This window comes from Nocardia glycosmidis (genome assembly GCF_052545115.1).
Genome location: NZ_JBQWRH010000011.1, coordinates 99,186 through 124,486, shown reverse-complemented (window position 1 = coordinate 124,486; position 25,301 = coordinate 99,186). Strand labels below are relative to the sequence as shown.

The window sequence follows — 25,301 nt, the reverse complement described above, 5'->3', positions numbered from 1 at the left end:
GAGCGCGGCGAGCGAGTCACCGGCACTGCGCCGCTGGGCATTACGGACCCGGGTAACCGAGAGGTGCCGGCATGAGCAAGCCACGGCGCGATCCGGACCTGGTCCGGGCTTACGTGCGCACGGGAGGACGTACCCGTCCTACTCGCGAGCTGGACCTGGTCACCTTGGTCTTGACCGCCAAAGATCCACTCCCCGGAGCGTCGCCTGACGCCCGCCGGGTCATGGCCCTGTGCAGCCGCAGCGGTGCGCTGTCGATCGCCGAGATCGCCGCGTACCTGGACCTGCCCCCGTCCGTCGTCATGATCGTCGTGTCCGACCTCATGGACGGCGGACATCTGGTCACCCCCACCCCGGCCGAGTCTCTGCCGGAGATCACTCTGCTGGAGGAGGTACTCAATGGGCTCCGTGCTCTCGCCGTCTGATCGCGCCGTCGATTATGTGCCCGAGACCGTGACCCGCTCGGTGAAGCTGTTGGTCGCAGGCAATTTCGGTGTCGGCAAGACCACGTTCGTGAGCAGCGTCTCGGAGATCAAGCCGCTGCGCACGGAGGAGACCATCACCGAGGCCAGTGTCGGCGTGGACGACATGGCGGGGTTACCCGGCAAGTCGCAGACAACGGTCGCGATGGATTTCGGTCGTATCACGCTCAGCCCGAAACTCGCGCTCTATCTGTTCGGCACGCCGGGCCAGCAGCGTTTCGTCCCGTTGTGGGAGGAGCTGGCCCGAGGTGCCCTCGGAGCGCTCGTACTGGTCGACACGCGCCGCATCGAGAAGTCCGACGAGGTTCTCTCGGTGCTCGAAGAACGCGGTGTTCCGTACTCGGTGGCGGTCAACCAGTTCGAAGGCGCCCGGCCATACCCGCTCGACGAGGTGCGCGATGCCCTCGACCTGGAACCCGGCACCCCACTGACCACATTGGACGCGCGTGATCGAGGCACCTGCCTGCGCTCACTGATCACGCTCGTCGAATTCTTGTTCCACCGTTTGGAGTCTCGTCTTTGACCACGCCCCAGTCCTCGTCCACGCTATCCACGCACATGTCGGCCGGTCGCTGTCCGGTGGCGCATGGATCGCCGTTCGACACCGCTGGCCCTCGCATCCCACTGCACTCAGCGGAATTCGCGGCCGATCCGCATCGGATCTACCGGGAAATGCGCAGCCGTCATGGCTCGCTGGTTCCGATCGAGCTGTCGCCCGGCGTACCCGCGACGCTGGTGATCGGATACCAGGACGCGGTGCGGATCCTCAACGATCCCGAGCACTTTCCCGCCGATCCGCGTGCCTGGCAGAAGAACATTCCCGAGGACTCACCCGTCCGCCCGATGATGGAGTGGTATCCGAACGCGCTGCGTAACAGCGGTACCGCGCATGCCCGCTACCGCAGTGCCAGCACCACGAGTATCGACGCCATCGACCTGCACGACGTGCACGCGATGGTCGAGCGCATCGCCATTCCGCTCATCAATACCTTCTGTCAGGCCGGCTCCGCCGATCTGGTGACACAATACGCGTTCCCGCTCGTCTTCGAGGTGCTCAACCGGATCGTCGGCTGTTCGCCGGAATTGGGCCAGCGCGTCGCGACCGGCATGGCAATGCTGTTCGACACGATCGAAGCCGCCAAGGGTATGCAAATGCTGTCCGAGGCGCTGCTGGAGTTGATCAGCTTGCGCCGTGCGGTACCTGGGGCCGACATCACCTCGCGACTGGCTCACCACTCGGCCGATCTCGACGACGAGGAGTTGCTCACCAATCTGATCACCTTCTACGGCGCCGGTATCGAACCGCAGCAGAATTTGATCTCCAACACGCTGCTGCTGATGCTCACCGACGACCGCTTCGCCGGCGGCCTCCTCGGTGGCAGCCTGTCGACGCGCGACGCCCTCGATGAGGTGCTGTTCAACGACCCGCCGATGGCGAACTTCTGCATCACCTACCCGCGCCAGCCCATCCTCATCGGCGACACCTGGCTGCCCGCCCATCAGCCGGTACTGATCAGTCTCGCGGCCTGTAACAACGATCCGGCGATCCGCAGCGGGGAGCGCGCCGGTAACCGCTCACATCTGGCGTGGGCAGCCGGACCGCACGCCTGCCCGGCGAAATCGGTCGCGTCCGTTGTCGTCCAGGAAGCCATCGATCAGCTCCTCGATGCGCTCCCCGACATGCGGTTGGCCGTGCCGGCGGACCAAGTGGTCTGGCGGCCCGGTCCGTTCCACCGCGCGCTGGCGGCCTTACCGGTCGTTTTCCCGAAGACCCCTCCGTTGAACTTGGTGTAAGGAGAGCGTGCGATGTCGCGAGAACCGATCGTCCTGGACATTTCCGGCACCGATATCCAAGGAGAATCCGCACGACTGCGCGAGCGTGGGCCGGTGGCCCTGGTGGAATTGCCCGGCGGTGTGACCGCGTGGTCGATCACCGACGCTGCCGTGCTGAAGAGCCTGCTGGCCGATTCACGCGTGTCCAAGGACCCACGGCAACACTGGACGGCTTTCATCAACGGCGAGATCACCGAGGCCTGGCCACTGCATCCGTGGGTGGCGGTGGACAATATGTTCTCCGCGTACGGTGCCGATCATCGTCGGCTGCGGAAGCTGGTCGCGCCCGCGTTCACACACCGGCGCACCGTCGCGTTGCGTCCGCGCATCGAGGCGATCACCGATAGTCTGCTCGACCTGCTGGCGGCGACCCCGCGCGGCGAAGCGGTCGACCTGCGCGAGAGCTACGCGTACCCCGTGCCGATCCAGGTCATCACAGAGCTGATGGGTGTGCCCGAGCACCTCGGCGCTCCGGTGCGCACCTGTGTCGACGGGTTCTTCGACACTTCGTTCGGGCCGGAGCAGGCGCAGGCCAACTATCTCGAAATGTACCGGCTCATCAGTGAACTCGTGGCGTTCCGTCGGGAGACGCCCGGCGACGACATCACCAGCTTGCTGATCGCCACCCGGGACGAGGACGACGGCTCGCAGCTGACCGAGCGGGAGCTCGTCGACACGCTGATGCTGGTCATCAACGCCGGGCACGAGACCACGGTGAACCTGCTCGACCAGGCCATCTTCGCTCTGCTGACCCATCCGGACCAGCGTGCCGACGTGGTCGAGGGACGGGCCGCCTGGTCCGACGTGGTGGAGGAGGCGCTGCGTTTCGAGGCACCGGTAGCACACCTGCCGCTGCGGTATGCCGTCGACGACATCGAGATCGCCGGGGTACGCATTCCCAAGGGCGAGGCGATCCTCGCTTCCTACGCGGCGGCCAACCGTGATCCGAAGGTGCACGGCCCCACGTCCGACGAGTTCGACGTGCGGCGCCCCAGCAAGGAGCACCTGGCCTTCGGTTACGGCGCCCACCACTGCTTGGGTGCGCCGCTGGCCCGGATGGAAGCCGAGATCGCGCTGCCCGCCATCTTCCGCCGCTTTCCGGACATGCGCCTGGCGGTCGACCCGTCCGAGGTCGGCGCCGTGCTGAGCTTGATCTCCAACGGACACTCCGAGCTTCCGGTCTTCCTGACGGCGCAGACGTAGTTCGGCATCGTCCGGCTTCGTTATCGCAGATGCGATAACGAATTCGCTCCGGACATTCGAGACCGAATCCGCGCAGCCCGGCTGGACTGCGCGGATTCAGGTTCTTCCTTACGTGCGCAATGGCGTGCCGCGTCGATTGTGCTCGGTGGGCCCAAGTGCATTCGCAATGTGGCAATCGACACTCGGCATTTTCAGGTTGGGCACGGAAGTCGTTGTGGTGGACTATCATCCACGGAACGTAGATCAGTAAGCGCTGATCTACACAACCGTCGCATGGGCGTCTCACCCTGGCCGGCGTCACCATCTCAGACGTTTTGGCGGACCGGTTATAGGGTGGGTGATGCCCGGCCCGGATGTCTGCCCGAAGATTGCGCAGGCATGCGGGGACGACGTCGCATGACGCTGGGAGGACCGATGACTACCGAAGACCGGACCGCGGTGTTCGACGCGGTGGTCGCGGCGGCGGACTATCCTGTGCTGCTCGTCACCGTTCAGGTCGATGACCGGCGCGCCGGATGCCTCGTGGGCTTCGCGACGCAGGTGAGCATCGAGCCACGCCGGTTCATGGTCGGACTGTCCAAACGCAACCACACCTACCGCGTCGCCCAGCACGCCGAGCGGCTGGCGGTGCACGTGCTCGGCAGCGAGCAGTTGTCGCTTGCACGGCTGTTCGGCGGTGAGACCGGCGACGACATCGACAAGTTCGTGCACTGCGACTGGTCCTCGGGTCCGGGCGGCGTCCCCGTGATCAGCACGGTGCCCAGCTGGTTCAGTGCCCGCATTCGTGACCGTTACGACTTCGGTGACCACGTGGGAATAGTGCTGGAACCGGAGGACGGAGCCGCGCCGCGCGATGCGGCCGAGACGCTGCACTACCACGCGGTGGCCGATCTGGCCGCCGGGCACACGGTCTGAGCTCGGCCGCGTCCGGGAGCCGAGGTCGGTTCGGGTCCGAAGCGGTTAGCGACGGTAGCCACTCATCGCGCACCTGCTTCGGGTCGCCTGTGTTCGTGCTCACCTGCGGTGTGTGACGGTTGCTCGCAGCGTTCGGCGTGAACTCACCGATGTCGAGGAAATTGGTGCAACCGCTTGTCCCGCGGGCGAAAAGTCGGACATTCCGCACGAATAGGTCGTGGATTGTTCGCGTGCCGCCAGTACACTGCGCGCCTTGTGAGAACTGCCGCGGCGCCCGGAGCGCGAACAGAGCACTACATCTGGAGCGCTGTCACTGTCATCGGGGTGATCGCCGGGTATGCGGCGGTGCTGCTCGGCGACCTCAGGCATTACTACACCGACGACACCGAGGCCCAGTACGCGCCGATGTGGGTCCGACTCGGGGAGCTCTTGCGCGACGGGCGGTTTCCCGCGCTCGTTCCGCACGAATGGATGGCGGGCAACTACACGCTGGAAGAGGCGGCGCTGCTCAATCCGCCGCAACTGCTGGTCTATCTGCTGGCACCGTCGATGGACGATCTCGCCGCCTACGCGACGGCGGTGAAGCTCGTCTTCTCGATCATCGCGGCGCTCGGTGTGTTCCGTATCTGTCTGGCCTACGGCGCCCGGCCGCGCTGGGCCGCGGTCGCGGCGATCGCGTTCCCGCTGAGTGGTTGGTTCCTGTTCTTCGATCAGGCCAGCTGGTTCACCCCGCATGTGGCGACTGCGTGGATGGTGCACGCTTGGGCGTCGGCGGTGCGGTATGCCCGCGGCAGGAGTGGGCCGTTGCCGCTGTTCGTCTTCCTGTATCTGACGCTCACGGTGCAATATGCTTTTCCGGCAGTGGAATCCGCGCTGATCATCGCCGCGGTCGCGGCCGGGGAGGTGGTTTATCAGCGACGGTGGGGGCCCACGGTACGGCTGTGCACGGCGGCGGGTTGCGCGGCACTCGCGGCGGCGATCGCGAATCTGTCGGGGATTCTCTCCTCCCAGGTGACCTGGCGGGGCAGCGTCCAGATCCATAACGACCCCTTCCTGACCGTGCCATGGTCGGAGTCGCTGAATGCCAGCTTGCCGAGCACCACACCGGCGTTCACCGCCTGGTGGGGGCATGTCCAACCGCTGCCGATGGTCTATATCGCCTGGTTCCTGGTCCCGGCGCTCGCGTTCGTCGACTGGCGGGCCGCGCGGGCAGCGGCCCGAGAGTTCAGTGGTCTCGCCTTCTTCGCCACGGCCGTGCTCATGTGGACGGCCGGGCCAGGGGCGATCGGGCCATTGCGCTGGCCGGCCCGCGTTCTGCCGATGCTGGCCGTCGTGCTGCTTGTGCTGGTGTGCGTATTGCTCAGTCGTTACGGCACCTTCGCGGCTACGCGCCGCCGCGTCACTGCCGCCGCAGCGCTGGTGGGGCTGTTGCTCGTGCGGTCGGTGTCCGCCGCGCCGGAACTGGTGCTGCGTCATCTGGTCGCGGCACTGGCGGTCTGCGCGCTCGGTGGCATCGCGGTGTGGCTGGCCCGGGACCGCGGCACCGTCGCCGTATGCGCGCTGATCATCGCTGCCATGTTTCCCATCGCCTACGTGCAGGTGCGCGGGGCGCCGACGACGCCGATGTCCTACGAATTCCCGGAGCGGCGCTCGGCGATGCGTGCGATGTTCCCCGATTTCGACGGCCTCACTCTGCAGCTGGCCGACCGCGCGGCGCTGCGCCCCGAGGACCGCAACCTCGCGGGCGCCTACGGCTCGCTGGCCATCGGCAACTACGCGAAGGCCGTCGGGCTCGACTACGTCAATGCCTATACGCCTATCGGCCATGCGGCCTTCGCGGGCATGTTGTGCATGGCCTGGGACGGCAGCACCTGCCCCGACGCCTACCGTCGCGCCTTCGCGACCGAAGCCAGCACGGGAGCGGCCATCGTCGATCTGATGAAGGTCGACCGGGTGGTATTGCATCGCGTGCAGTACCCCGACGCGCGCGAACGTCCCGCGCCTGCGGGCTGGCGGTGGGTCGACTATCCCGGACACGAAGCCCACATCTGGGTGCTGGAACGAGCCGACGGGCGTGTGTCGACCCGCAACGGCCCGATCGCCCACACTGCGGGCGTGACCGCGGTGTCGAGCGATTCGCTCGATGTCATCACGGCCCGCGCCGTGGTGAGCTCGCCGAGCGGCGGGCGCATCGTATTCGCGCGCCTGGCCTGGCCTGGTCATCGTGTCACCCTGAACGGTCAGGACTTGCCCGCTTATGCGATCGGGGGCGTGTTCTTGGCTGTCGACATCCCCGCCGGCACCGACGATGCGGAACTGGTGGTGGGCTGGCGCCCTCCCGGCAGCCGGATCGGGATCGCGACAACCGCTGCCGGACTCGTCGGGATCAGCCTGCTGCAGTGGGCTCACCACCGGACCCGGCGACGGGGGCCGGATGAGCCATCCGACACTCCGCAGAGCATGGTGACACCAGCCGAACTGGCGACCGTGCGGGCTTGATCAGCGGACCGGGCGTTCGGACCCGGATCGGCGCGGTGTTCCGCGAGGAACGCCGACATCGCCGCGGCGACTGTAGCGGGCTGGTCGCATGGAAAGAACATAGGCGTCCTCGATCTCGGTCAGCCGCGCCTCTGGGATGAGTTCGGCCGGCCGACGCCCATTTCTCCGCTCCCCCGAGGCCCTACGCGCCGCGGGCCGGATGCTGCGCGCCCGCATGGGTGAACTGCTGGCCGGGGACACATCGGTGAGCACGCAAACCGTGCCGGATCGGAATCGGTTGTTTCAGAGCTGTGAAAAATCACCAATCAGTGTGTACTGGATACAGTATCCGCGATATCCTTCGGTGTGATAGACCTCACGGAAGAGTCGGACCGATCAAGGTGGTGCTGATCGCCGCCCGTGCAGCGTCTCGGTTTCGCAAGTCGTAGGAGCAGATCATGAGCAGGGCATCGAAGGTACGACGTCTCGGATGGGCGTCCGCCATCGCGGGCGTGGCAATGTTGAGTGTCGCGGCCTGCGGCAACAGTGACATGGGCAATCAGGCGTCCGCCGCGGCCGGCGACAGCAGCAGCGGTCTGGCGACCGCTGAGGCGAATGTCAAGGCGCTGTACGGCGGCGACACTTTCAAGCAGCCTCCGGCCACCGCGCCCAGGCCGCAGCCCGGCAAGAAGATCTGGGTGATCTCGCCGGGACAAGGGTCATACGGCGGTGCCGTCTGGACTGCGGAAGCCAAGGAGGCCGGCAAGGTAATGGGTTGGGACGTGACGGTCTACGACGGCCAGTTCCAGACCGCCAAGTGGCTCGAGGGCGTCCAGCAGGCGGCCGCCGCGCACGCCGACGGCATCATTCTCTTCACCGAGGACTGTCCGACCATCAAGGCCGGCCTGCAGCAGGCCAAGGCCGCGGGCATCAAGGTCGTCGGTGCGTCAGCGGCGGACTGTAGTGACTACGACCCGAGCCAGCCCGCACTGATGGACGGTGCCGTCGAGTACTCGATGGGTGGAATGAAGGAGTACTCCGAGGCGCTCGGGAAGGCGCAAGCCGACGCCGTCACGGTGCACACCCAGGGCAAGGGCAAGATCATCAACATCACCTACGACGAGTCGCTGCAGAACAAGTGGCAGAACGGCGGCTTCACGGGCGAGCTGAAAGCCGTGTGTCCCGGGTGCTCCATTGTCCAGACCGTCAACATAGTGTCGGCTGACCTGGTCGGCACTGCCCTCCGGCAGAAGATCGAGCAGGCCTTGCTCCGTCACCCTGATGCGACAGCCCTGGTGGCGCCCTTCGATGACGTCATGACCACCAGCGGCGGAGCGGCCGCGGTCAAGAGCAGCGGGCGCAGCGGTCAGATCTACGCCATCTCGACAGTGGGTTACCCGGATGCCATCACCTCGATCCGCGAGGACACCGGACTCGACGCGACGGTCGGCACCGCGGTGGCGTGGGATAGCTGGGCGCTGATGGACAACCTCAACCGACTCTTCAACGGGCAGCCGATCGTCAACTCGGGCTCCGGGATCCAGTTGGTCGAGCGAGGACATGGCGACGGCTCCACGTCCGGCTTTGTCCCGCCGGTCGACTTCAGGGCGGCGTACACGAAGGCTTGGGCCGGTGAGTGACACCACTATGGTTCACACCGCGGCTGCTCAGCCGGCCTTGAGCATCCGCGGTGTGAGCAAGGCCTACGGAAATACTCAGGCCCTGGACAACGCCTCACTCGAGGCTCGGCGCGGGAGCATCCACGCCCTGATGGGCGGCAACGGTTCCGGCAAGTCGACCCTGATCAAGATTCTTGCCGGCGTAGTGCCAGCCGACGCCGGCACCCTCGGTTTCGCCGGAAGTACGGCTGACCTGACCAGCCACACCGCGATGAACGCGAAGGCGATGGGGCTGCGGTTCGTCCACCAGGAGAACTCGACATTCCCAGATCTGACCGTCGCAGAGAACCTCGCGGTCGGACACGGATTCGAGCTCGGCCGCCTGGGAAATATCAAATGGTCGGCACTGCGACGCCGCGCCGCCGACGTGCTCGCCCGCTTCGACATCGCCGTCCAGCCTGACGCGCGTCTCGGCACGCTGAGTGGCGCCACCCAGATGATGGTGGCGATCGCCCGCGCACTGCAGGACCAGGGACAGTCGCGCGGCAAGGTTCTCGTCCTCGACGAGCCCACCGCGAGCCTGCCCACCCATGAGGTGGACCTACTGCTCGGCGCGCTGCGCAAGTACGCCGCGAACGGACACACCATCCTCTACGTCACACACCGACTCCAGGAAGTGCTCAGCTGCGCGGACGAGGGGACGGTCTTCCGCGACGGAAGGGTCGCGGGCACGTTCGACCCCAGCCACGCGACCCACGACGATCTCGTCACCCTGATCGCCGGCAAACCCCTCGAGCGTGCGATCCCCGGCGCTCGTCAGAAGAAGCACGTAGCAGATGACAACCGGAGGGTCGTCCTTCGAGCACAGGGTCTGGGACATGGCGAGGGCAACTTCGAGCTACGTTCCGGCGAAGTCGTCGCAATCGCGGGCATCCTCGGATCCGGTCGTACCCGGCTGCTGCGACAGATCTTCGGCAGCCTTCCGCGCGCCGGCGCAACGGTCGAGGTCGATGGGCGCATGGTCACCGGCCGAGGTCCCGGTGGCGCGATGGCAAAGGGAATCGCACTCGTCCCGGAGAACCGGCACGTAGAGGCGGCCTTTCCCGATCTTTCGATCAGTGACAACCTGTCGATCGCCGCACTCGCCACCCACACGCGAGGCTGGTGGGTGAGCCGTCGCAGCGAGCGTTCCGCCGCCCGCACACTCATCTCGGACTTCTTCGTCAAGACAGCCTCGGAGACCGCGCCCCTGTCCGCCCTCTCGGGCGGAAACCAGCAGAAGGTCATCCTGGCCCGCTGGCTTCAGCGAAAGCCGAAGGTGTTGCTGCTGGATGAACCAACCCAAGGCGTGGACGTCGGCGCTCGGGCCGAGATCCACGCCTTGATCCGCTCTGCGGCCGACGCCGGTGCCGCCGTCTTGCTGGTCTCTTCCGACTTCGACGAGCTGGCCGCAGCTGCGGACCGCGTGCTGGTCCTGCACGAGGGAAGGATCGTCGCCGAGATCGACGAGACGCCCATTCGTGAATCCACCATCAACGACGTTGTCTATTTGCAGGAGGGCCGATGATCACCACTGGAACGAACAGAGAGGTCTCGGCCGAGGCGCCGGCAGCGTCCCCGACCCGTGCCACACTGACGGCTCGGCTGCGCTCGATCGCCGAGGCGTACGCGCTGCTCATCATGCTGGTGGTGATCGGTGCGCTCTTCACCGTGCTTCCCGCCACCAGCGACACCTTTCTCACCGCCGCGAACATGCGGATTCTGGTATCCAACCAGGTCGTGCCCGCCATCGTCGCCATGGCGGCCCTGCTCCCACTGACGGTGCGCGAGTTCGACATGTCGGTCGGTGCGATCGCCGGCCTGTCCGCGATCTTCGTAGCGTCCATGCTCGGCGCTTCGGTCGGCGTACCGGTGGCCGTGATCGTCGGCATCTTGCTCGGCGCGCTCGTCGGCATCATCAACGCCACGCTCGTCACCCGGGCGATGGTGAACGGCGTGATCGCCACATTGGGGACATCGGCCGTCGTCGCGGGTGCCGTCCAGCAGAAGACCGGGGGGCAGGCGGTTGCCGGAAACATGCCCGATGGTTTCACGAACTTCGGGTCGGCCAACGTCCTCGGCGTGCCGTGGGTCGCGTGGGCGCTCATCGCGATCGCGATCGTCGTCTACTTCGTGCTCGAGCACACCCCGTACGGTCGCCAGCTGCAGGCCTTCGGATCGAATCCGACCGCTGCCGGGCTGGTCGGCCTGCGCACTCGACTGCTCGTCGGGTCGGCCTTCGTCTTCGCGGCGGTGCTGGCCGGGGTCGCCGGCGTCATCCAGGTTGCGCGGGCCGGCGGTGCCGACCCGACTGTTGGTCCGAGCTTCACCCTCACCGGACTTGCCGCCGCCTTCCTCAGCGCTGCCGCTGTCCGGCCCGGCACGTTCAACGTCGGCGGCACCGTCGTCGCGGTCTTCTTCCTGGCCGTGCTCAACAACGGCCTTTCCCTCGCCGGGGCCCCGCCGCACGTCGCGAACTACGTCAACGGCGGCGCTCTGATCATCGGCGTGGCGCTGGCGACGTTCCTGTGGCGCCGCCGTTCGACCTGACCGACGACAGACAGCGTCGGCTTCGTCCATCGAAGCACCGGCCCGGATGTCCTCATCGGTGCGTACGAGCTGGTCGACACTCCGAATCGGTTGTGGCCGACCGATATCAGCGAACATCGCACCGGTCGGCGGCGGTAGGCGCAGCCACGCCCGGCAACACCGGCGGAAGGACGCCGTTCACCACGACGGCCCCTTCCCCGGAGCGCGGTCTGCCGTCAGCTCAGGTATGCGACTGCGGTCAAGCGTTGTCGACCGCTCGCAGTGCGTCCAGGTCCATGATCGCCGTGGATGTGCGGTGCACGATCGCGCGGCACACATCGTCGGGTTGGAATTTGGGCATGATGGCGCTGCGACCGATGGTGATCATCCAGGCGAAATAGGGGTAGAGGCACTGCTGTCGGTAGGCGAGCCACGCGGCTTCGAAAGACAAGGCAGGCCCTCCCGCCGCGTGCAGGCGGTCCACATAGAACTCGATGAGTTCACGCTCCCACGCCCTGCGGTCCTCCACTTCGAGCCCAGAGGTCATCGTGTAGGCCACGTCGAAAGCCCAGTTGCCGCGCAAAACCAGCTGCCAGTCGGTGAAACCCATGCGGCCGTTATCGCACACATACGCGTTCCCGATATGGGAGTCCCCGTGCAGCAGTGTCTGCGCGCCTCGCTCGGCGATCAGCAGGGACTTTTCACACGCCGCGTAGAGCTGGTCCTGTACCGGCGGCAGCGTGTCGGGGACGAGTTCGGGGGCGCGTTGGAGCCCGATGATCGCCCGCTTCTTCATGCCGAGGAGCCGGTCGAAGTTGCGGAAGTGCGCGCTCGGCGTCTTCAACCAGTCGCGCGCTTTCAGCTCCGGAGATGCCCAGTAATGACCGTGCCAGACAGCCATATTCGCCAGCAGATCTTGCATCTGCTCCCAGGTGATGGGCTCCGTCGGGGTGCAGAACCTTGCCTTCTTGGTGACGCTGATGTCCTCGAGCAGCGTCAGTGAGCGGCCGGTGCGGGTATCGGCGGCGCCGAAATATCCGTGTGGCGCCTCGATCCCCAGCTTCGGACGCAGATCCTGGAAAAATCCGGGCTCGCCGGGCAACGCGTTTGCCAAGTATTGGGTCAAACGCTGGGTGAAGGTCAAGGTCGTCTTAGCGAACAGATGCTCGGGCAACTTCGCCTGCCGACCTGCCTCGTTGTAGCTGATCGTGACCCGCCATCGGCTTGTGGTACCGGCACTGGCATCGACGATCTCGAACGACTCGACCTCCGCTCCAGGATGCTCGGCCGCCAGCACCCGGGTGAGCCATTGCGCGTTGACCTCGCGCTTCTTCATCGGGATCTCGACAACTTTGCGCCGACGGACTTTCTCCGCCAACACGTAGCCGCCGAGTCTCAGCATCCCGGGTAGCACTCCATTCGCTGGACTGCTGGTTGATGTCTCGCCCATGCCATCCCCGTCCCTAGTTCGCCGCACCGCGGCCCGGTGGATGGCAAGTATGCGTCAGCGGGAGCGGGGCCCGGCGCGGGTGGCAGGCGTGCCGAAGTGCTGCCGATCCGGCGAATCACCGCTTTCATCTGCTGATACGCCCGGTTCCTGATCAGACGGGAAACGTACAAACATGGCGCGGTTTGCGCTGTGATTGGCGCGCGGGTCCGGTGGACCACCTGTCGGCACACGGCCATCCGTCATGGCCGAGTGGTCCATCTTTGCTGGGCTCGCCGCAGTGCCCCGGTGTCGGCGTAGCCGACGCGTCTGGCCAACATTGTCGGTGAGTCGCTCGGGCTGATCTGGGAACGGTGTTCCACCAGAGCGCTGCGTGCGCGGTCGAGTTCGCGAGTCCAGGTGGTCCCCTCGTCGGCAAGCCGTCGTTGCAGACTGCGCTTGCTTGTCGCCAGGTATCGCGCGACGCGGTCGATGGTCACTCGACCGTCGCCCAGCATTGCGGTCAGTGCATGGTGCACCTTGCTGGACCACGTGACGCCGAGGCGGCGCGGTGGCGGTAGAGCTGCCGCGCACCGGCGCAGGATGTCGGCGAGTGCGGGGTCGGCTGTGCGCATCGGCAGAGCCAAATCGGCTGTGCGGAGGGTGATCCGGTCTGTCGGCGCCCCGAAATCGATCTGACGCGTGCCGAACACTTCGACGAAGCGATCGTGTCGCCGCGGCGCAGGCTGCCGGAAGCGGATCCGGATAGGGCGCACATCCCGTCCTGTGGCGTGTCGTGACCGGGCCACGACAGCCGCGAGTGCGAACTGCGTGGCCAGTTGACGTCCACGTCCGTGGCCGTTGAGCAATCGGACATCCGCGTTCGCCTGGTGCTCGGACTCGACTGAGACTGTGAATCCGACGTTGGTGGTAATGAGGCCCGTATGCTGCCCCGCGAGCGCCAGTCCTTCGCCGAGGGTCGGCGCCGTGCTGTACAGGTAGTCGTGTAAGCCGAAGCGTCCCAAGGTGTTCATTCGTCCGACCTGCAACGCCACATCCGGATCGTCCAGCTCATGTTCGACCAGTTCCCACAGATGCAACTGGCTGGTGCTGGGCACCATGGCGTCACTGCTCGCCAGCATCCACTCCGGCAGATCAGCCGCACGAGCCAGTTGCCGCCGCGACGATCCCGTCAAGCCGGCGTTGTCGAGTATGAAATTCGGAAACGCAACGCTGTCTACCGCATCCATTAGGGGCGAACACCTGGCCAGCACGAACCGAGCACTAGGAACACGCCCAAAAAGCTTACGCTCCTTGACGATAGGCGAAACCGCGGCCACACCACGAGCACCCGTCCGGGTACGGCGATCGAACGCGACGTCAGGCACATCTGGTGGCAACATTGGCGCGGTTCGCTTGCATGCTGGCACGATCAGCACTGTTCATCGGCCCGATGTGATGTCAGCATCGTTGCGCTGACGGCTTGCGTCGCCACAGCTGGCGATCGCAGATGTTTCTCGACGCGCGCAGCATGAACGAAGATTTGTCGGACGAAGCGGTTAGGACAACGATTGGCGCATGCGGAATCCTGCACAGTTGCCGCCCCATGCCCCATCCCTCCCGATCGTCCGCGACTCGCCGATCGATTCCGGCGACCTCCGGGTGTCGCTGTACTCACCGGAATTCGCCTCGGACCCGCACCATGCCTACCGTGAGATGCGAGGGCAGTTCGGTTCTTTGGTGCCGGTGGAGTTGGCGCCGGGCGTGCCGGCGACATTGGTGATCGGATATCACACCGCGGTGCGGATCCTCAACGATCCCGAGCACTTTCCAGCCGATCCGCGCAACTGGCAGAAGGACATTCCGACCGACTGCCCCGTCCTCCCGATCATGGCGTGGCGCCCCACCGCGAGCAGGAACACCGGAGCGGACTTCGTGCGCTACCGGCAGGCCATCACCGCCGGTATCGGCGACGTAGATATGTACGCTCTGCACGACACTGTGGGGAAGATCGCCACCCCACTGATCAACAGCTTGTGTCAAACCGGTAGCGCCGATCTGATCCGCCAGTACACTTTTCCGCTGACCTTCGAGGTCGTCAATGCCCTGCTCGGCTGCCCGCCGGAGATCGGACGGCGTGTCGCCACCGGGATGGCCGCGCTCGTCGAGGCCGTCGAGGCCGAGGACGGCAACAAGATGATCAGCGACGCGATGCTCGAATTGGTGACCCTCAAGCAATCCGAACCGGGCAACGACATCACGTCATCGCTACTGCGGCATCCCGCTGGACTCGACGACGAGGAGATGGTTCATCAAGTGGGGGGCCACTATGGGGCCGGGATCGAATTCCAGCAGAACCTGATCGCCAACACCTTACTGCTGATCCTCACCGATGACCGGTTCGGCGGTAGTGTCCTCGGCGGAAGCCTGTCCACCCGCGACGCCTTGGACGACGTTCTGTTCAACGACCCGCCACTGGCGAACTTCCTCACCACCTACCCTCGTCAGCCGATCCTCCTCGATGACGTCTGGCTTCCCGCGCATCAGCCGGTCGTCATCAGCATGGCCGCCTGCAATAACGACCCTGTAATCCGGGCCCAGGGTCACGCGGGTAATCGGTCGCATCTGGCGTGGGGTATCGGCCAACACGCCTGCCCCGCGCAATCAATGGCTTACCTGATCGCTCAGGACGCCATCGACCTGCTTCTCGATGCGTTGCCCGAGATGCGGCTGGCCGTACCGGCTGATGGGCTCACCTGGCGGGCCGGCCCCTTCCATCGGGCCTTGGCCGCCCTGCCGGTCACTTTTCCGCCTTCCCCGCCGGTGAGCGGGTAACCATAATTCGCGGTGATCTCTTCCCGCAGGGAATGACGGTGCCAGCCGGTGCGGACGGGTACCGATACGCTCATCTTGCACGCCGGATGTGGCGGATTCGCGACGAAAAAGTGTCCTATCAGCCGATCGAAAGTGGGAATGCAATCGGTTGCGGCCGGACGCAGTTCATCGGGCGCTGATCGAATGGCTGGGCAACGTTCGCCAGGGAGGAAAAGTCATGACCAGCATCGACACTCATGCGAACGGGACCGTCGAGTCCCGTGTCACCGAACTGACCACGGTTTTCGAGCAGGGACTTCGCGAAAACCTCGGCGTCGGCGCGTCGCTGGGCATTCGGTTGGAGACGGCGGGGGATGGATACACCCGGTACTACCTCGACCCGAACCCCGCCACGATCAACGCCATGTTCACCGTGCACGGCGGTGTCCTGGCCACCTTGATGGACACCGCGATGGGTAGCGCGGTGTTCACCAAACTCGGTGACGGCGTGGCCTATACGACGCTGGAGCTGAAGGTGAACTTCATCCGCTCGGTGACGCTGGACGGTTCCCGCCTGACGTGCGAAGCCACCGCGGTGCACGTCGGGCGGCGCACGGCCACCGCCGAGGGCCGTATCACCGACGCACGCGGCAAGCTGATCGCGCACGGCTCCACCACGATCCTGGTACTGCACTCCGAACAGTGACGTGAACGCCGAACAGCCCTGTCGCGAAACGAATTCGGCGACAGGGCTGTTCGATTTCACGCGAGCGAGCGGCACTCCTCGATGAAGCGCACCAGTTCGTCCAGGCGATCGCTGCGGGTGTCCACGGCGCGGTCGATCACCTTCACCAAGTGCTCGTAGGCCTCGGTGTGGTCATAGGATGCCACGTCGGCGATCTTCAGCGCCCACCGCCAGTAGCCGCGCATGGTGTCGGCCAACGGCATGCGGAAAGTGGCGATCACGTCGCGGATCGGCTGCACGGTCGCGTCGCCCTGAGCCCGCAGGTAGCGGGCGACGACGTCGGCCATGAAGCTGAAATGCCGTGCCTCGTCGCGGGACAGGCGCGCCAGCATCGTCGCGAGCACCGGGTCGTCCACCACGTCGCGCAGCTGCTGGTAGTACATCTGCGTCGCCTTCTCCTGTACCAGCGCGTAGGCGAAGAACTGCACGGGATGCTGATAGGGCAGGTCGAACGGCTTCTGCCCCTCGACCGCCAACTCCGCTCGCAGTGTGCCCCGTTCGGTCATCCCGGACGCTTCCTGGTAGCGGGCCAGTGCCCGAGCGTGCGTGTCCTCCTCCAGCGCCCAGCGGACGGTGAAGTGGTACAGCTCGCGGTTGTGCAGGAACGCGGCTCGGCTCACGCTGTCGTCCACCGGGAAATACCGGTGGTAGACGTCGAAATAGCCGGGCAGATGGTCCTCGATCAAGGTGACGAACCGTACTGCGGATCGCTGACCGTCGGTGAGCCTGTTCGCGTCGGCGCGGGACCAGTCGAACGCGGTTTCCACGTCCCAGGCCCGCGCGGCCGGCGACGCTGCGAGAAACCCGTCGACGGCTGTCGCCAGCTCGTCGACGGGAATCAGCGCTGATTCGATGTTCATTGCTCCTCCTCCGGATCAGCGGGCGTTACGGCAGGTCAGCGCATAATGCTTGGTCGTGTAACCCCATCCGGCGTTCGCGATCTCCAGGTAGTGCCGCAGTGTCGCGGCCAGGCCGGGGCGGTGCGCGTCGATGCGCTCGGCGGCGGCGTCGACACCCGCGATCCAGTCCTCGATGGTGCGGCGGTAGTGGTCGGTGAGATCGTCCACCGCGATGATCGAGAAACCGGCGTCCTCGGCGGCGGTCACCAGGTCCGACAGCGGCCGCAGATCACCCCATCCGAAGATGTCCTCGCGGACGAATTCGGTGCCGTCCTTGGTGTCGAACGCCATGCGCGCCGCCGCGTTGCGGAAGCAACTCTCGGAGACGTACAGCGTGCCGCCGCGGCGCAGCACCGCGCGAGCGTGCCGGAAGGTCGCGGCGAGATCGGGCATGTGCACGATCGAGCCGAGCAGCGTCACCGCGTCGAAACTGCGCGGCGGCACATCGATCCGTTCGAAATGGCCCACCCGGGTGTGCACCAGGTTCGCGACGCCACGGGCGAGCGCCTGCTCGGCGATGTACTCGTGCTGGCGTGGCGCCGGGCTGACACCCAATGTCTGGCAACTGAATTCGGCTGCCATGAACAAAATCAGCGGGCCCCAGCCACACCCGACGTCCAGCAGCCGTTCGCCGCCGGTGAGCCCGAGCCGATCGGCCACGAACCGCAGCTTGCGGCGCTGCGCCTGCTCCAGGGTGTCGGTGTCGGACGCGTAGAGCGCGGAGCTGTATTTGCGCAACGGGTCGAGAAACTGGCCGAAGATGTCCGGATCGAGGTCGTAGTGCTGGTTGGTGTCGGCGGTGACCGGCTGATCGGTGACGGTCACGACGTCGCCTCGCGCAGTGCGTTGCCGACCACCGCGGCGACGTCATCGAGAGTGGACATGCCGAAAACGTGCTCGTCCTCGAGCTCGATATCGTAGGCACGCTCGATCTTGGCGACCATGCGCAGTACGCGCACCGAATCGACGCCCGCCATCGCGCGCAGGTCGGCGTCGGGGCGCAGCTCGGCTTCCGGGATACCGGTTTCGGCAACGGCGATATCGGTGACGGTGCGCAGGATGTCGTCGGCGGTGTGGGTGCTGGTCATGACGGGACTCCGTTCGGTGTGCCGGCGGTGCTGGTGGACAGGGCATGGGACAGCGCGGCGACCTCGTCGTCACCGAGGGTGAGCTGGTCGCGCACGTCGTCGAGCGCGAACGGCTGATAGGCGGCGGTAGAACTGGCGCAGACCAGGTCGTCGGCGTCGCGGATCTCCGCGGCGGCCTGGATCGGACTGCCGCCGGTGCCGGACAGCGTCGCGACGCAGCGGTATGCACGTCCGACGAGCAGGGGCGTAAGGAATCTGGTGCGCTGTGACACGGTGAACGCGGGATGGTGGCGGGCCAGGACGATCAGGTTGCCCATCACCTCGTCGCAGATCACGCCGATCAGGCCGCCGTGGACGACGCCGGGGTAGGACTCGAACTCGCGACCGAGCCGGAATTGCGCCTGCAGGCCGTCCGGGTGCGGGGTGAAACGCAGCCGCAGCCCGGTCGTATTGTGCGGCGAGCAGCCGAAGCAGTGGTAGTCCGGGAGCACCGACCAGGGCACCCGGACGGTGTCCACCCGGCCGGGCCCGATGTCCTCGCTCGGCGCGGCGGCCGTGCTGTGGCGGTCCATGGTGTCAGGCGATCGCGTCGGCCAGGGCACGGCGGACCTTGGCGTTGCTGGACAGGTCCAGCCCGGTCATGTTGCCGAAGGTGCGCCGGACCTTGTCGTGCAACAGATCCAGCTCGCCCTCCGCGGCGACCTGCTCGAGGAACAGGTCGAACCCGGTGTCGATGGTCTCGTGCTCGCCCAGCTCGCTGATCCCGGCCTTGAAGGTGCTGACCGGGTGCTTGATCTTGGCCTCGGAGCTGTAGACGTACAGGGTCTCCAGCACCGAGGACAGTTCCTCGGGACGCTGCCGCAGCCGCTCGGTCGCGTAGTGAATGAACTCACGCGCGTGGCCGGCTTCGTCGCGACTTGCGCTGAGCAGCAGGCCTTTCAACACCGGCTCCGCGACCCAGTTCGCGACCGCGCGGTAGATGTGGTTGACGGTGAGCTCGGAGATGATGTTGGTGGCCAGCGTCGCCGAGGGCGTGGTGCCCGGCGCGTACGGCTCGCGCATCGAGTCGACGGCCTTGTCGTCCACGTTTTCGCCGAGGGCGCCCAGCCACGCACGGAACGCGTAGTGGTGTTGTACCTCTTGGTAGCCCCACACCACCGCGAAGGTCGAGAAATCGTAGTCGTCGAGGAATTCGTTCAGAAACCCGTGCACCGCGGCGATCACATTGGACTCGCCCATCGTCGCGCTCTTGGCCAACGTGATGTACTCGGCACGGACCAGGGATTTGTCGATGGCGTCGAGATCGAGGTCGGCCAGTTTCCAATGCAGGCGCTCGTAGTGGCGGAAGACGTCATAGCTGTGCACGAGGCGACTCCAGTTCGGTCGGTGTTACCGGTGTGATGAGATCGCGAGCGGCGAGCCGCTGGAGCTTGCCGCTGCTGGTTCGGGGGATGCTGCGTGGCGCGACGAGGTGGACCTCGACGGCGCTGAGGCCGAGTTCGGCGGAGATTGTGGCGCGGATTGTCTCGGCCAGTGCGTCGGCGTCGATTCCGGTGCGCTCGGATTCGGCGATCAGCGCGATCACCTCGGCGCCGTCCGGGGCGATCGCGGCGGTACAGCGGCCCTGGTACACGCCGTCGAGGACGCGCACGGCGGCTTCGACGTCCTGCGCGTAGTAGTTCATGCCGCGGACGGTGATCATGTCTTTGCACCGGCCGGTGACGAAAAGCTCGTTGCCGCGCAGATATCCGAGATCACCGGTGCGCAGCCAGCCGTCGGTGAACAGCCCGGCGACCCGTGCCGGGTCGGTGGTGAGATATCCGCCGGTGACCGCGTCGCCCTGGATGAGGATCTCGCCCACCGCGCCGTCGGGCAGGTCGTGATCGCCATCGGGCGAGACGACACGCAACCTCAACCGCTGCACGGGCGCACCCACACCCGCGATCGCTCGCGCGCCGGCGGATTCCGGCGCGACGGGTTGTGCCAGAGCATTATCGGACAGCACGGCGCGGTCGACCCACTCGAAGACCGGTTCCCGTCCGAGTGGGGGGAAGGTGACCGCCAAGGTGGCTTCGGCCATACCGTAGACGCCGAACATCGTCGTCGGGCGGAATCCCGCGGGCGCGAAACGCTCGCAGAACGCGAGCACGACATCCCGGGAAATCGGCTCCGATCCGTTGAACGCGATCCGCCAGCGACTCAGGTCGTACTCGTGCACCTGGTGTGGTGAGACGGCCGACAGCAGCGCTTCGTAGCCGAAATTGGGCATCGCGGTGATCGTCGCGCCGCTGGCGGCGAACTCGGCCAGCCAGCGGGCCGGGTCCTTGACGAACGCCAGCGGCGACCACACATGCGCGGGGATGCCCCGCAGGATCGCCGACAGCGTGCCGAACAGGCCCATGTCATGGAACAGTGGCAGCCAGAAGCCGCCCTGGTCGGCCGGGTTCAGCTGGATGCCGGTGCGGATCGACGCGAGACCGCTGAGCACGTTGTGGTGGGTCAAGCGGACGCCCTTGGGTGTCGCGGTGCTGCCCGAGGTGAACTGGACGACGGCCACATCGTCGCGGTCGAGCGCGGGCAGCGGCATCGGTATCGCGCTGTCCTCGAAAAGTGCTGTGGATTCGATGAATTCGACGTCGACGGTATCTCGCAGTGCTGCGGTGAAGTGGGCGAAGCGATGCGACACCACAATGGTGCGCAAGCCCGCCGCCGCGACGATGGCCGCCAGCTTCTGTGGGTAGCGGCTCGTGGCCCGCGCGCCCGCGGGCAGCGGCAGGGGAGTGGCCGCGCCACCCGCCGCGGCAACGCCGAACAGGCAGGTGAGGAACTCGGGCGCGTTCGGACTGAGGATGCCTACCGGTTCCCCGCGCCGAACGCCCCGGCGGACCAGTACCGCTGCGGCCGCGAGTGACCGCCGGTGCAGGTCGGCGTAAGCGACGGTCTCCGACACCGACCTGAACGTGACCGTCACCGCGGGGGCAGCGGCGGCGATCTCGGCGAGGCGACCGTGCAGGGTTTCGGCGCATTCCGCGGAATTCATATCTCGAACGACAACAGCGAATTGTGACGATGCCCTGAACTCGTTGTGAATTAACGTCTGCGATAAATAATGCCGATCAGCCGATCGTGCTGTCGGATAAGGTATTTCGACTATGGTCCGATAGAAACGGGTGATCGCCGCCGCAGCGCGCTTCCGGCACGCACAACCATGGAACACGGAAATTAATTCACAGCCGGGCTGTGGAATTCCGTGTCGCGTCCGTTCTACCCAGGAGTTTCCGGTGAGTTCCGACCATTCCGCGGTCGAGGAATTGACCCCGGTTCAGCTGGCGGTCATCGAGAGCATTGCTCCGCATATGCGGCACAACCCGTACGGCAGTTACGAGGTACTGCGGGCCGCGGGGCCGTTCGTGCCCGGCCCGCACGGCACTCACTTGGTCACCCGCCATCACGAGGCCCGAGCGATCATGCAGGACCCACGCTGGAGCCACGCCGAGGAGCCGCAGCTGTTGCACGGCGACAGCGACGTCGAACTGCCCGGGTCGTTCCTCTGGATGGAGCCGCCGGAGCACACCCGGCTGCGTGGTTTGGTGAGCCAGGCGTTCACCGCACGCACCGTCAGCGGTATGCGCGAACGTGCCGAACAGCTGGTCGACGACCTGATGTCGACAGTACTCGCCGAACGCGACGTCGATCTGATCGACGGCCTGGCCTATCCCTTGCCGCTCACCATGGTGTGCGAACTGCTCGGCGTACCGGTGGAGGCCCATGAGCACGTCCGGCAAATCTCCACCAGCATCGCGCGTGGGTTGGACCCCGATCTGCTGCTGTCGCAGCAGGAATTGGACGCGCGTACCGCCGCCGTGCACGCCTTCCTCGAGTTCTTCGGCGACCTGGTCGAACAGCGCCGCCGCGCGCCGCGTGCGGACCTGATCACCGCACTGGTGCAGGCCGACGACGCGGGCGCGCACCTGAACCGGACCGAATTGCTCGGCACGCTGCTGATCCTCGTCGTCGCGGGGCACGAGACCACGGTCAATCTGATCGGCAACGGTGTACTCGCCCTCCTCCGTCATCCAGACCAGTTCGAGCGGCTACACGCGTTCCCGGAATTGTCCGAACCCGCGGTGGACGAGGTCTTGCGCTACGACGCGCCGGTGCACCTGACCACACGTACCGCGCGCGAGGAGATCACGATCTCCGGCCGGAGCTTCGCGCCGGGCGACGCGGTGATCGTGCTGCTCGCCTCGGCCAACCGCGACCCATCGGCTTTCGCGCGGGCCGCCGAGTTCGATATCGCGCGGTACGCGCGAGGGCGAAAAGCCGAGCGGCATTTGTCCTTCGGGCTCGGCCTGCACTACTGCCTCGGCGCACCGCTGGCTCGGCTGGAAATGCAGGTGGTGCTACGGGCGATCGCCGAGCGGGTCGTGTCCATGACCCTGCTGGAGGAACCGCCGTACCGGCCGAACGTGGTCGTGCGCGGCATGTCGCGATTGCGTGTCCGGATGGAGGCGCGATGAGGGGGGATTCGCACCGGCCGGATGCGGGTGCGCGCAAGCTACAGGAGGCTCGATGAACACTGCTACGCCCACCGATCCGACTTTCGACGCCTTCGACCCGAGCGAGCGCGCCGATCCGTATCCGGCATACCGGCGCGTGCGGGACGCCGCGGCGCTGTTCCCCTACGTCTTGGGCGAGGTGCCGGTCACCTTGGTCACCCGCTACGAGGAGTGCGCCACGATCTTGACCGGCTCCGACTGGGGCCACGGGTACGCGGCGGGGATCAGCCCGTTCCGCGATACCACGGCCGCGATCCCCGGTTCGTTCGTCCGGATGGATCCCCCGGAGCACGGCCGTTACCGGAAGCTGGTCGCGAAGGCTTTCGCGCCGCGCCTGATGGCCGAGATGGTGCCGGTGGCCGGGCAGGTCGTGCGGGAGATCATCGACGCGGCGCTGGATCGCGGCGAACTGGATGTGCTCGACGATCTGGCCGTCCCGCTGGCGGTGGCGATGGTCCCGGTCCGGCTGTTGGGCGCCGACCCGGCCGACGGGGCGAAGTTCCGGGAGTGGCAGCTGGCCATCGCGCGCGGCAGCGACCCGGACTCGCTGCTCGGCCCGCAGGAGGTGGCCGCGCGCGGTGCGGCGGCGATGGAGTGCATGGGCTACTTCGCGCGGCTGGTCCAGCAGAAAAAGGCGAATCCGACGCCCGATCTGCTGAGCGCTCTGGTCGCGGCGAGCGCGGACGGTGACCAGCTGACCGATCCGGAAGTGATCGGCATGGCGCTGCTCACCCTGGTCGCCGGCATGGAGACCTCGATCAACCTGATCGGCAACGGCATGCTCGCGCTGCTGCGCAATCCGGACCAGCTCGCCCGACTGCGGGACAACCCAGAGCTGATCGCGCCCGCGCTCGACGAAATGCTGCGCTACGACGCGCCCACCCAGTTCACCATCCGCGTCGCCCTCGCCGACACCATCGTCGGCGAGCACCAGTTCCGCCGCGGCGACGGCGTCGTGGTGCTCACGGCGTCGGCCAGCAGGGACGAGCGGGTCTACCCGGACGCGGATACCTTCGACATCACGCGCTATGCCGGAAACCGTCCGGCCCGAAAGCATCTCGGCTTCAGTCTGGGCATCCACTATTGTGTGGGCGCGCCGCTGGCGCGGATCGAGGCCGAGGCAGCGGTCGGCGCGCTACTGGCGCGGGCTCCGAAGCTGAGGCCGGCGACCGGCGAGATCGAGTATCGGCCCAGCCTGATCCATCGCGGCATTGTGTCGCTGCCGGTGTCATTGTGAACGAGACACGGCATGCGGTCGTCCTCGGCGCAGGTATCGCGGGGCTGCTGGCGGCCCGTGTGCTGACAGAACACTGTGCCCAGGTCACCCTGGTAGAACGGGACGGGTTCGACGTCGAAGGGATCCGCAAAGGCGTGCCGCAGGCGCGGCATCTGCATGGGCTGCTCGACCGCGGCCGGGCCATCATCGAGGAACTCGTCCCGGGTTTCACCGCCGAGCTGGCGGCCCGCGGCGCGACCGTCGCCGAGGCGCTGGTCGACACCCGGTGGTACCTGGGCGGACTGCGGGCCGCGCCGACCTCGACCGGGCTCACCTCCCTGATAGCGACCAGGCCGCTGCTGGAATCCGTATTGCGCGAACGTGTTTCGGCGCTACCGGCAATTCGGATGGTCACCGGGACCGGGCGCGGTCTGATCGGTGACGCGCGGCGGATCCGGGCGGTCGTGATATCGGGTGCAGCAGGCGAGGAGACCCATGCCGCCGACCTCGTCGTCGACACGACCGGACGCGGTTCGCGGGCTTCGGTCTGGCTCACCGCGCTCGGCGCGCAAGCACCCGATGAGCAGCGGATCGAGGTGGATCTGGGTTACGCCTCCCGGTTCTACCGGCGCACCGAAGGACAGCTGGACGATCAGGCGTCGGTGATCATCTCCACCGGAACCGATGGTCGCGGCGGCGGCGCGATCCGGGTGGAGGGTGATCGCTGGCACGTCACCCTGGCCGGAATACTGGGTGATCACCCGCCGACCGACCCGGACGGTTTCGCACGCTTCGCGGCCTCGCTGGCCGCACCGGACATCGACGATATCGTCCGGAGTTCCGAACCGCTGGGCGATGCGGTGCCGCACCGGTTCCGCTCGCCGGTGCGCCGACGCTACTCCCGGCGCGCGGCGGTGCCAGACGGCTTCCTGATGCTCGGTGACGCACTGTGCAGCGTCAATCCGCTGTACGCCCAGGGGATGGCGGTCGCTGCCCAGCAGGCGATCGCGCTGCGTGAATGCCTGCGCGCGGATGGGCGTGGGCCCGGCTTGCCTGCGAGGTTCTACGCGGCGGCAGACAGCGCGCTCGACGTCGCCTGGCAAATGTCGACCGGTGCCGATCTCGCGCATCCGGGCGTCGCCGGACCACGCACGGCACGAACCCGCCTCACCAAGGCCTACCTGGCCCGCGTGCATCGCGCCGCGCACGTGGACCCACGGGTGGCGCGCACGTTCCTGCGGGTGGCGAACCTGGTCGAACCGCCTGCTGCACTGGTGCATCCACTGCTCGTGGGGCGGGTCTTGCTGCGCGCAAACGCATCGGCGAATGCGCCGCAATTCATTCGCCCCTCCCGTCCCGGACCCGTTCGGGCGCCGGGCCCGTCAACGCCGCCGGGCTCGCAGCATCACATCCATTCCGATCATTGACGCATTTCGAACGTTGACGCATTTCGAACGTC

General features: G+C 66.5%; 22 protein-coding genes. 14 read left to right on the top strand and 8 right to left on the bottom strand.

Translation table 11 applies throughout. The features are described from left to right. Window positions 1-71: 71 nt before the first annotated feature. The 9 genes from ACT86A_RS15965 to ACT86A_RS15925 all read left to right on the top strand — a co-directional run bounded on the left by ACT86A_RS15965 (window position 72) and on the right by ACT86A_RS15925 (window position 11,116). On the top strand, window positions 72-422 hold the full coding sequence (locus ACT86A_RS15965; RefSeq protein WP_445092916.1) for a DUF742 domain-containing protein: 351 nt from the start codon (window positions 72-74) through the stop codon (window positions 420-422). Then, on the top strand, window positions 397-1,002 hold the full coding sequence (locus tag ACT86A_RS15960) for a GTP-binding protein (RefSeq protein ID WP_445092915.1): 606 nt from the start codon (window positions 397-399) through the stop codon (window positions 1,000-1,002). Before ACT86A_RS15965 ends, ACT86A_RS15960 begins: the two co-directional genes overlap by 26 nt. Window positions 1,003-1,037: 35 nt before the next feature. Then, the gene (locus ACT86A_RS15955; RefSeq protein ID WP_445092993.1) at window positions 1,038-2,273 is read left to right on the top strand and encodes a cytochrome P450; all 1,236 of its coding nucleotides are present in this window, start codon (window positions 1,038-1,040) and stop codon (window positions 2,271-2,273) included. 12 nt (window positions 2,274-2,285) lie between these two features. Further along, complete coding sequence (locus tag ACT86A_RS15950) at window positions 2,286-3,515, top strand: cytochrome P450 family protein (protein ID WP_445092914.1); 1,230 nt, start codon at window positions 2,286-2,288, stop codon at window positions 3,513-3,515. Between the two features lie 414 nt (window positions 3,516-3,929). Beyond that, window positions 3,930-4,430, top strand: coding sequence for a flavin reductase family protein (locus ACT86A_RS15945; protein ID WP_445092913.1), 501 nt, complete (start codon window positions 3,930-3,932; stop codon window positions 4,428-4,430). Between the two features lie 255 nt (window positions 4,431-4,685). Then, the gene (locus ACT86A_RS15940; RefSeq protein WP_445092912.1) at window positions 4,686-6,929 is read left to right on the top strand and encodes a hypothetical protein; all 2,244 of its coding nucleotides are present in this window, start codon (window positions 4,686-4,688) and stop codon (window positions 6,927-6,929) included. 437 nt (window positions 6,930-7,366) lie between these two features. Then, window positions 7,367-8,548 carry a sugar ABC transporter substrate-binding protein gene (locus ACT86A_RS15935; protein WP_445092911.1) on the top strand — a complete coding sequence of 394 codons (1,182 nt, stop codon included), beginning with the start codon at window positions 7,367-7,369 and terminating at the stop codon, window positions 8,546-8,548. Further along, entirely contained in the window at window positions 8,541-10,094 is a 1,554-nt protein-coding gene (locus ACT86A_RS15930) for a sugar ABC transporter ATP-binding protein (protein ID WP_445092910.1), read from the top strand. The genes ACT86A_RS15935 and ACT86A_RS15930 overlap by 8 nt, the downstream gene beginning before the upstream one ends. Beyond that, window positions 10,091-11,116 (top strand): ABC transporter permease, encoded by a 1,026-nt coding sequence (locus ACT86A_RS15925; RefSeq protein WP_445092909.1) that lies wholly within the window; start codon window positions 10,091-10,093, stop codon window positions 11,114-11,116. Before ACT86A_RS15930 ends, ACT86A_RS15925 begins: the two co-directional genes overlap by 4 nt. Window positions 11,117-11,354: 238 nt before the next feature. On the opposite strand, the gene ACT86A_RS15920 is transcribed toward ACT86A_RS15925, so the two are convergent. Continuing rightward, the gene (locus ACT86A_RS15920; protein ID WP_445092908.1) at window positions 11,355-12,545 is read right to left on the bottom strand and encodes a phosphotransferase; all 1,191 of its coding nucleotides are present in this window, start codon (window positions 12,543-12,545) and stop codon (window positions 11,355-11,357) included. A 239-nt stretch (window positions 12,546-12,784) separates the two neighbouring features. After that, window positions 12,785-13,717: an AraC family transcriptional regulator gene (locus ACT86A_RS15915; protein ID WP_445092907.1), complete on the bottom strand. Its 933-nt coding sequence runs from the start codon at window positions 13,715-13,717 to the stop codon at window positions 12,785-12,787. Between the two features lie 382 nt (window positions 13,718-14,099). Here ACT86A_RS15915 and ACT86A_RS15910 point away from each other — a divergent pair, with 382 nt between their 5' ends. Together ACT86A_RS15910 and ACT86A_RS15905 are read left to right on the top strand one after the other, a co-directional pair. Then, window positions 14,100-15,356, top strand: a complete 1,257-nt coding sequence (locus tag ACT86A_RS15910; protein ID WP_445092906.1) for a cytochrome P450 family protein — start codon at window positions 14,100-14,102, stop codon at window positions 15,354-15,356. 217 nt (window positions 15,357-15,573) lie between these two features. Further along, window positions 15,574-16,041, top strand: a complete 468-nt coding sequence (locus ACT86A_RS15905) for a PaaI family thioesterase (RefSeq protein WP_445092905.1) — start codon at window positions 15,574-15,576, stop codon at window positions 16,039-16,041. Between the two features lie 56 nt (window positions 16,042-16,097). Here ACT86A_RS15905 and ACT86A_RS15900 read toward each other — a convergent pair whose 3' ends face one another. From ACT86A_RS15900 to ACT86A_RS15875, 6 genes are read right to left on the bottom strand one after another with little or no spacing between them, the layout of a single operon-like run. Beyond that, window positions 16,098-16,940, bottom strand: coding sequence for an acyl-ACP desaturase (locus ACT86A_RS15900; protein WP_445092904.1), 843 nt, complete (start codon window positions 16,938-16,940; stop codon window positions 16,098-16,100). Between the two features lie 15 nt (window positions 16,941-16,955). After that, on the bottom strand, window positions 16,956-17,804 hold the full coding sequence (locus tag ACT86A_RS15895; RefSeq protein ID WP_445092903.1) for an SAM-dependent methyltransferase: 849 nt from the start codon (window positions 17,802-17,804) through the stop codon (window positions 16,956-16,958). Further along, entirely contained in the window at window positions 17,801-18,067 is a 267-nt protein-coding gene (locus ACT86A_RS15890) for an acyl carrier protein (protein ID WP_445092902.1), read from the bottom strand. The genes ACT86A_RS15895 and ACT86A_RS15890 overlap by 4 nt, the downstream gene beginning before the upstream one ends. After that, the gene (locus ACT86A_RS15885) at window positions 18,064-18,639 is read right to left on the bottom strand and encodes a PaaI family thioesterase (protein ID WP_445092901.1); all 576 of its coding nucleotides are present in this window, start codon (window positions 18,637-18,639) and stop codon (window positions 18,064-18,066) included. The genes ACT86A_RS15890 and ACT86A_RS15885 overlap by 4 nt, the downstream gene beginning before the upstream one ends. 4 nt (window positions 18,640-18,643) lie before the next feature. Next, a complete protein-coding gene (locus ACT86A_RS15880; protein WP_445092900.1) occupies window positions 18,644-19,432 on the bottom strand; it encodes a ferritin-like domain-containing protein in 789 nt (262 codons plus the stop codon). Continuing rightward, the gene (locus ACT86A_RS15875) at window positions 19,419-21,107 is read right to left on the bottom strand and encodes an AMP-binding protein (RefSeq protein WP_445092899.1); all 1,689 of its coding nucleotides are present in this window, start codon (window positions 21,105-21,107) and stop codon (window positions 19,419-19,421) included. The genes ACT86A_RS15880 and ACT86A_RS15875 overlap by 14 nt, the downstream gene beginning before the upstream one ends. Before the next feature lie 241 nt (window positions 21,108-21,348). Here ACT86A_RS15875 and ACT86A_RS15870 point away from each other — a divergent pair, with 241 nt between their 5' ends. From ACT86A_RS15870 to ACT86A_RS15860, 3 genes are read left to right on the top strand one after another with little or no spacing between them, the layout of a single operon-like run. Next, a complete protein-coding gene (locus ACT86A_RS15870) occupies window positions 21,349-22,587 on the top strand; it encodes a cytochrome P450 (protein ID WP_445092898.1) in 1,239 nt (412 codons plus the stop codon). A 52-nt stretch (window positions 22,588-22,639) separates the two neighbouring features. After that, window positions 22,640-23,863, top strand: a complete 1,224-nt coding sequence (locus tag ACT86A_RS15865; RefSeq protein ID WP_445092897.1) for a cytochrome P450 — start codon at window positions 22,640-22,642, stop codon at window positions 23,861-23,863. Beyond that, window positions 23,860-25,269 (top strand): FAD-dependent oxidoreductase, encoded by a 1,410-nt coding sequence (locus ACT86A_RS15860; RefSeq protein WP_445092896.1) that lies wholly within the window; start codon window positions 23,860-23,862, stop codon window positions 25,267-25,269. The genes ACT86A_RS15865 and ACT86A_RS15860 overlap by 4 nt, the downstream gene beginning before the upstream one ends. Window positions 25,270-25,301 lie beyond the last annotated feature (32 nt).